Below are 6,891 nucleotides of genomic sequence, written 5' to 3' on the forward strand. Positions count from 1 at the left end.
TCTGAAAATAAATTCCCAGTTCTACGGTCTTTTACTTTATAGGACATTTTTTGCCTCCGTTCACTGTCAAAACTGCAAGGGTTTTTGGCTCTTTTCCCGTTTTTCCTTGCAGTTTTTGTGTTATTTTTAATGTCCTATTATACTATTTTTCCGTCTATATGTCAATGAACTTTTGCTTTTTTCAGTGAACCCTAATTTATACTGTGTTATTAAAACATACTTATATCAAAAAGAAACTTACTTTACAACAGTAAGAAATATCAGAATTAATGAAAAAAATGTTTCACCGTCAGAAATAAGACAATGGAATGAATCGGAGTTTGGAAATATTGAAATTAACTGGTATAAAGTTAAAATTATTTATACAGATAAAAGTGGGAAGAAACAGGTTTTAGCCACTCCGGGTAAAGAGAGTGTTGATTATTGTGGAATAACACAAAAAGTCCATAGAATTGATTTTAGAAAAGACAATACTTATCTTGGATGGTTGAGTTCATACTACAATGTACCCGGCGTTTTTGGTTCCGTTGATAGTCAGGACAATGAATATACTGGCATTGATTGTGCTGACCTTGTAGTTGCTGGATATAGAAAATATTCAAACAAAAATATTCCTTTGTTTCAGTTAATACTACAAGAATAATGATAATGCGATGGAAGGGCTAAATATGTTCAAGAGATTATTATAGGTCGTCTTCAAAGAAATATTTTTACAGTTTACATATGACCTGTCCGACTATGATATTGAGGACGAGGTCAACGACCGACTATCGTTCAAGTGATTTCTCGGCTTGGATACCGACGAACAGGGTCCCGACCACTCAACATTATCAAGATTTCGTGACCATCTTGGAGTTGAACGGTTCAAAAACATTTTCAATAAAATAGTAGAAATCGCCCGCTCAAAAAATTTGGTATCCGACAAACTTCACATAGTTGATTCAACGCACATTCAGGCGAAAGTGAATCTTTTCAAGTTGAAGAAAGAGCACGGGAAATGCGAACCAGACGATTATGTTGATAAACACACGCCCGACAAAGATGCAAATCCAGTCGCTGATGTCCTGTGTTGTGGTCAACTGCAAGCGGATTATTACTTTGCTTTATGATTTATCTGCACCGCCAAAAATTGCATTGCGTGTGGTTGTGGCAAAGTGATTCAAAGAGCGAAAAAAATTAAAAGTTGCAAAAAATCTGAAAAACTTGAAAAAGTTATTGACGGTCACTGCCAGTTAATCTGCTAAAAAATTATGTTCAAGCAACCCAACTGGAACTGTAACTGACTTTTTCAACGATATCATATTAACAAAAAAATAATTTATCAGTAAACCCTAATTCGCATTTTCAGTAAAACAAGTGTGAACAAAAATGGAACTTAATTTTTCGCAGTACATAATGCTATCTCTGGTAAATCAAATATCTGGCAAGCGAGGTGTAGGAACTATTGTTGGAATTTTGAGAGGTTCGCAACGACGGAGTGTTGTAACACTGAAAAATTGGAAAGACAGTAACCTTGATGTGCGGTATATTGGATTGATGAGCGGTGTTCCAGAAGCGAATGTAAAAGCATTATATGATTTTCTGCTTGAAAGTCGGTTGCTGACCTTTGCCGAGGACAAGATAGGTGATTTTTGGTATCCGCTTGTTCATATCACCAATGTAGGCAAGGAAGTTCTTGCTGAAAAATCTGCGAAATTTTCTACAAAGTTGGAAGAATTACTTAAAGCAAATAAAGCCTTACAAGATTTTCAGGCAGAGCTTATACCGGAGAAACGCAAGAAAGATACTCTTACGGAAACAGAAAAAGAAACCCGTCGTGGATTGCCTTGGTCCGAAGAAGAAGACAATGACTTAAAAAACGAATATGCAACTAAAAAGAATATTGAAGAATTAGCAAAGATATTTCAGCGTTCGCCGGTTAGTATTTACTGCCGACTGCGTAAATTGAAACTCATAGAACCCGACCTGTCTTACGAAAAACTGATACCAAGTAGAAAGACAGAAAAAAAGAACCTTTAATAATAACCGGATGTAATCATCTGCCACTTACAGATATAAAGAACTCCCACAGAGCTATTCATTTTATACTATATGCCACATCTATCCTGTATAAAAATCAAAAAATATTCTTGACAAACAGAAATAATTTTTGTAAAATCATTTACAGAAGAAAGTTTTTATGATGAACAGAATCGGAAACACAGCCGGGCAGATTTGGAGATACCTTGACAAGAACGGTGAAGTAACGGCGATGAAACTTAAATCTGCATTGGGTTTCACAAACACCGTTCTTTACATGGGCATTGGCTGGTTTGCCCGTGAAGGCAAAATTCATATAGTTGAACACGCGAAAGGTTATAAAATTTTGTTAAAAAAATAATGTTAACAAAACAGGGAACAAATACATTAAAAAGACCATTTTCTCCGACGGTGCTATTATCGCTAAATTCCAAAAAAGTATGCCCAAAGTATGCCCAAAGGTTGTCAAAATTGCGGGGATTTGGTAAAAACTGATATAAATAGATGAAAAATGAATAGCCAGCATATTTCCGACGATAAAACGGATAAAAAATTAGTTTAAGACGATATCTGCCCCCATAGACTAGCGGTTAGGTCACCACTCTTTCAAGGTGGTAGCACGAGTTCGACTCTCGTTGGGGGCAGTAAAAGCAATTCAATATATCGGGCGATTAACTCAGCGGGAGAGTGCCACCCTTACAAGGTGGAAGTCGCAGGTTCAATCCCTGCATCGCCCAATAAAGGCAATTAAAAGTTCAAAATTAAAAGTGAAAAAGTATTGCTGTAGTTAATTTTTAATTTTACATTCTACATTTTTAATTGATGTTCTTGGGGACGTGGTGTAGCTTGGTTTAACATGTGGCCCTGTCAAGGCCAAGATCGCGGGTTCAAATCCCGTCGTCCCCGTAGTTTTAATTTTAGCGTCTGAAATTTTGTGTTTAATATGTCCCTCCCACACTACTGATTGGTATGGATATTCCTATCAAATTAAAACAGGAAATAGAGATAGGTGATAAGTAGATAGAAGCTCACATGTAATTTCAAAAACAATTTGAATTGACAAAACAAAAAAGAAATTGGAGAGATATTAGTAGAATTTACCTACCTGAAAGAAGAAAATACCAGACTGAAAGAAATCTTATGATTGGTTTTCAGATAAAATTCAATGATTAATTTCAGTGATACTATTAAAAGCATCCAAGATAGAACCGATCCAAAAGTGTTTACCCGTGGAGAAAGTTATTATCAGTCAGGACAGGTGAGGCATCGGATAAAAACTGAAAATGGATTTAAAGCAACTGTGGTTGGTACAAGACAATATCAAGTGATAGTGGATAATGTTCGTGTTAGCTGTAATTGTCCTTATGACCGTGGGGGATATTGTAAACATATTGTGGCTACGTTTCTTGCGTGGTTGAAAGAGCCAGAGAGTTTTCAATCAGAGGAAAATATTAAAGAAAAGTTTGCTCATTATAGTAAAGAAGAATTGGTGGATATTTTATACGATTTGTATGAGGTACAGCCTGATGTGATTGAACTTTATGCTCTGAAAGACCAATATGAGCCTGAAAAAATTGTAAAAAAGGTATTTGAAGATTCTACTCCACCGGGAGGAATCACAGACAGAGAGATGTTATTAAAATTAAATATTATTGAGAGTAGAGCAAAAAGGTTAATAAAATCAGGTGATTATGATTTAGCAAGGAGAACATACTTTGCATTGATTATGGGATGTTTAGAGTATGCTGAGGAATACGGTAGCGATGAGATATTTCCCAGTGGACTTATATCTGAATATGGAGAAAAATATACTGATATTGTACTTAAAGATAAAAACTGGAAAAAGAAAAAACAAGTTATATTGAATGAAATATCAAAAATGGAATCTCACGAACTTGCTGACCATGAAGGTTTATATTTTGATGAAATTAGAGATAGATTCAGTTAATGTTTAAAATAAATAAAATTACTGTTAATATTGATGAAATCTGTGGTGCAATGGAAAACAATTCTATGGAGATTAAGCACTATTTTGATTTGGAAACTGGAGAAATTATTACAGTTTCTGGTTTCAACAATGAATATGATGATGAAAATGTCTCGGATAAAATTGATGAAGAACCTGACCGTTATGAAGCAATACCGACTATATCATCAGGGGAAGCATACCGGCATATGGAAGATTTTATTTATACAGTAAAAGATGAAGGGCTGAAGGGTGAATTAAGTCGTGCTATTAATGGAAAAGGAGCATTCCGAAGATTCAAAGATGTGCTTGCTGAAAATCCTGAAGAACAAATCATGTGGTATGATTTTCATGATAAAATTATTAAACAAAAAGCTACAGAGTGGTTAGAAAGTATCGGGATAAAAGTTGAAAAAGATGACAGAGAGGATAACTGGATTGAACAAGAAATCAAAAAGAAAAAGGAATTGATTGAACAATCAATAAATATGTTTGTAGAGTTAGCAAGTAAAATTGATGGTATAATTGAAATTGCACTTTTTGGCTCGTTAGCAACAGGCAAAAAGAGAATAGCAAAAGATATTGACCTGATGGTTTTTATTGAGAATACAGATTGTATTGATAGGCTTGCGCTATCTCATCGCAAAGTTTTAGGTAAATTTCATGCCAGTCCTGATGTGTTTGTTTTCACTAAAAATAAACAGTTCTTGGGTAATATATGTCATAGGAAAGAATGTCCGTCTATGTCAGTTGATTGCCAAATACTCGGGTGCGGTGATATCAAGTATCTTGAAAAACGGCAGGGTTTTACTTTCAATGAACGAAATATCTTCAAAGACAAACCTAAAGCATTGTGGTTAAATCCACAATATGAGGTAAGTATAAGCGAGGGATGGTTCAATCAGATTTGGGGAAAATAATTTTTAGATGTTCCCAAGATTTCCCAAGAAACTCCTGACTTGACTTTATGCAAAACTTTATGTAAACTTTATGCAATAGAAAGATATGTGGCAACCAATTTACAAGGTTAATAATAGAACATTAGAATTATTAGAAAATATTGCTGGACTGCGTTCAAAAATACAGGCATCAAGTATAAGACTTCCATGGATACCGTCATTAGTTCGTGATGCTGTAATTCGTTTGGCTCATGGTTCTACAGCCATAGAAGGATGTACACTTTCTGTGGATGCGGTTAAATCTTTGTTTGATGGCAAAAAAGTTTTTGGTTATCCTGAGAAACATATCAGAATGGCTAAAAATTACATAGACGCCATTCAATGGATAACCAAAAATGAAAAGAAATCTGTTATACTTGAAAAAGACATTATGTGGCTTCATAAGATTATAGCGACAGGTGCTGTTGATGAAGGACCGATTGGAGATTACAGGAGAGTAAATGTCCGGGCTGGTATGTATTCAGCACCTAACTGGCAGAAGGTTTCTCATTTGATGAATGACTTGCTTGATTGGTTAAATAGTAAGTCAAAAGAAATTCCTGTTATTTTTTCTTCTGCACTATTACATTTGCAGTTTGTAAATATCCATCCTTTCAGGGATGGCAATGGCCGATGTGCAAGGGCATTGGCAACCTGGGAATTATACCGCAGAGGATTTGACACATTACATATTTTTTCACTTGATGAGGTTTTGCTTGAGAACCGAAATCTTTATATTAAAAATCTTCAACGGGTTCAAGTAGAGAAATATCCACTTGATGCATGGTTAGAATTTATGTCAGAGGCAGTATTGGAAACTCTTGAACGTGTTTATAGCCGTATACTGTCAACTGGTATTACAACTCAAACACCTATTTCGCTTACTCTGAAACAGGAAAAACTTTTACGGGTTTTACAAGAGCGGGGAATAATGAATATTCGTGATATAGCCAGAGCAATCAGGACAACTCTTCCTGGGGCACATTATGTTCTTAAACCGCTTCTTGAATACAAAGTGGTTGTCAGAGTTGGCCATCATAAATCTGTTAGGTATACTGTTCCATCCCGCCTTGACGGGATTAAAACTTCCGGGTAACTGGAAGTGATATTGTACAAAATAAGCCACAGAATGACACAGAAAAAATGGAAATATAGAAATATGGAAATAAGTAACTGTGTTTACCCCGTTTAGACGCTCCATATTTGATACAGGCAACTTTCAAATTAGGACGCTTTTGGGTACTTGATGCGTCTAACGGGTTACGCATATACTTTGAAGCGAAAGAACAAAAAGATGTTATGTGTATTCATATATGGGGAACAGCAGTTGAAATAATCAAAATTAAAAAGTTGAAAAAATAAATTTTATATTTGTGTTGCGGCCATTTAAAGAAAAAATCTTTAATTCAATCTATCAATCAAAATATAATTAAGTGAAGGTTACCATTAAAGAAAATAAAATACGAGAAAATCGTATAACAAATGAGATAATCGTTGACTGTTATGATGAAGAAGAACAGGCAATGGGATGGTATTATTATCTTGAAGATAAGTTAAGTTTTCCATTTACTGCAAAGTGTATTATGAAAAGGCCAACATCTCCTCTTAGAAGTGGAGATATAGTAGAAGTAATAGGGATGGCTTCAGAAGATGAATGTCAACATGAGATGTTTGTTAATATTCGTTGGCAAAAGAGTATTATATCTGTACCTTTATCTCAACTTGTGGGAATCAAATTAAGAGATAAAACATATGAAGCTATTGAAGATTGGCATTATTGGGTCAAACGCGGTTATGAATTGTGAAGCCATTATTGTATTTGATTTAAATCTTTAGGAACTATAAATAACTGTAGTTTGGCAAATTTTTGCTAATAAATGTTGAAACATATTGTTCATTGACAAAAATGGAATAACCCTGTAAAACAGGGATGCACAAGAAACCTGAACAATTCCTATGAATAGTTAA

General features: G+C 34.8%; 8 protein-coding genes and 3 tRNA genes. All 11 read left to right on the forward strand.

Annotated features, from left to right (window positions below; translation table 11 throughout):
- Positions 1 to 184: 184 nt before the first annotated feature.
- The 11 genes from AB1349_12170 to AB1349_12220 all read left to right on the forward strand — a co-directional run bounded on the left by AB1349_12170 (position 185) and on the right by AB1349_12220 (position 6,728).
- Positions 185 to 643: a hypothetical protein gene (locus tag AB1349_12170; protein ID MEW6558086.1), complete on the forward strand. Its 459-nt coding sequence runs from the start codon at positions 185 to 187 to the stop codon at positions 641 to 643.
- Between the two features lie 148 nt (positions 644 to 791).
- The gene (locus AB1349_12175; GenBank protein ID MEW6558087.1) at positions 792 to 1,109 is read left to right on the forward strand and encodes a transposase; all 318 of its coding nucleotides are present in this window, start codon (positions 792 to 794) and stop codon (positions 1,107 to 1,109) included.
- A gap of 259 nt (positions 1,110 to 1,368) precedes the next feature.
- Positions 1,369 to 2,019 (forward strand): RQC domain-containing protein, encoded by a 651-nt coding sequence (locus AB1349_12180; GenBank protein ID MEW6558088.1) that lies wholly within the window; start codon positions 1,369 to 1,371, stop codon positions 2,017 to 2,019.
- 160 nt (positions 2,020 to 2,179) lie between these two features.
- The gene (locus tag AB1349_12185) at positions 2,180 to 2,380 is read left to right on the forward strand and encodes a winged helix-turn-helix domain-containing protein (GenBank protein MEW6558089.1); all 201 of its coding nucleotides are present in this window, start codon (positions 2,180 to 2,182) and stop codon (positions 2,378 to 2,380) included.
- Between the two features lie 211 nt (positions 2,381 to 2,591).
- Positions 2,592 to 2,663, forward strand: a tRNA-Glu gene (locus tag AB1349_12190).
- A 21-nt stretch (positions 2,664 to 2,684) separates the two neighbouring features.
- A tRNA-Val gene (locus AB1349_12195) sits at positions 2,685 to 2,756 on the forward strand.
- Positions 2,757 to 2,849: 93 nt separating this feature from the next.
- Positions 2,850 to 2,925, forward strand: a tRNA-Asp gene (locus AB1349_12200).
- A 259-nt stretch (positions 2,926 to 3,184) separates the two neighbouring features.
- Positions 3,185 to 3,967 carry an SWIM zinc finger family protein gene (locus AB1349_12205; protein ID MEW6558090.1) on the forward strand — a complete coding sequence of 261 codons (783 nt, stop codon included), beginning with the start codon at positions 3,185 to 3,187 and terminating at the stop codon, positions 3,965 to 3,967.
- Positions 3,967 to 4,905, forward strand: a complete 939-nt coding sequence (locus AB1349_12210) for a UPF0158 family protein (protein ID MEW6558091.1) — start codon at positions 3,967 to 3,969, stop codon at positions 4,903 to 4,905. The genes AB1349_12205 and AB1349_12210 overlap by 1 nt, the downstream gene beginning before the upstream one ends.
- Before the next feature lie 85 nt (positions 4,906 to 4,990).
- Complete coding sequence (locus AB1349_12215; protein MEW6558092.1) at positions 4,991 to 6,019, forward strand: Fic family protein; 1,029 nt, start codon at positions 4,991 to 4,993, stop codon at positions 6,017 to 6,019.
- 337 nt (positions 6,020 to 6,356) lie between these two features.
- Positions 6,357 to 6,728, forward strand: coding sequence for a calcium-binding protein (locus AB1349_12220; protein ID MEW6558093.1), 372 nt, complete (start codon positions 6,357 to 6,359; stop codon positions 6,726 to 6,728).
- Positions 6,729 to 6,891: the final 163 nt, after the last annotated feature.

It is taken from the genome of Elusimicrobiota bacterium, from assembly GCA_040757695.1.
In the GTDB taxonomy this organism is placed as follows: domain Bacteria; phylum Elusimicrobiota; class UBA8919; order UBA8919; family UBA8919; genus JBFLWK01.

Coding starts and splice junctions, on each gene's coding strand:
- AB1349_12210 (MEW6558091.1), top strand. CDS start 3,967: ATGTTTAAAATAAATAAAATTACTGTTAATATTGATGAAATCTGTGGT.
- AB1349_12205 (MEW6558090.1), top strand. CDS start 3,185: ATGATTAATTTCAGTGATACTATTAAAAGCATCCAAGATAGAACCGAT.
- AB1349_12180 (MEW6558088.1), top strand. CDS start 1,369: ATGGAACTTAATTTTTCGCAGTACATAATGCTATCTCTGGTAAATCAA.
- AB1349_12215 (MEW6558092.1), top strand. CDS start 4,991: ATGTGGCAACCAATTTACAAGGTTAATAATAGAACATTAGAATTATTA.
- AB1349_12185 (MEW6558089.1), top strand. CDS start 2,180: ATGATGAACAGAATCGGAAACACAGCCGGGCAGATTTGGAGATACCTT.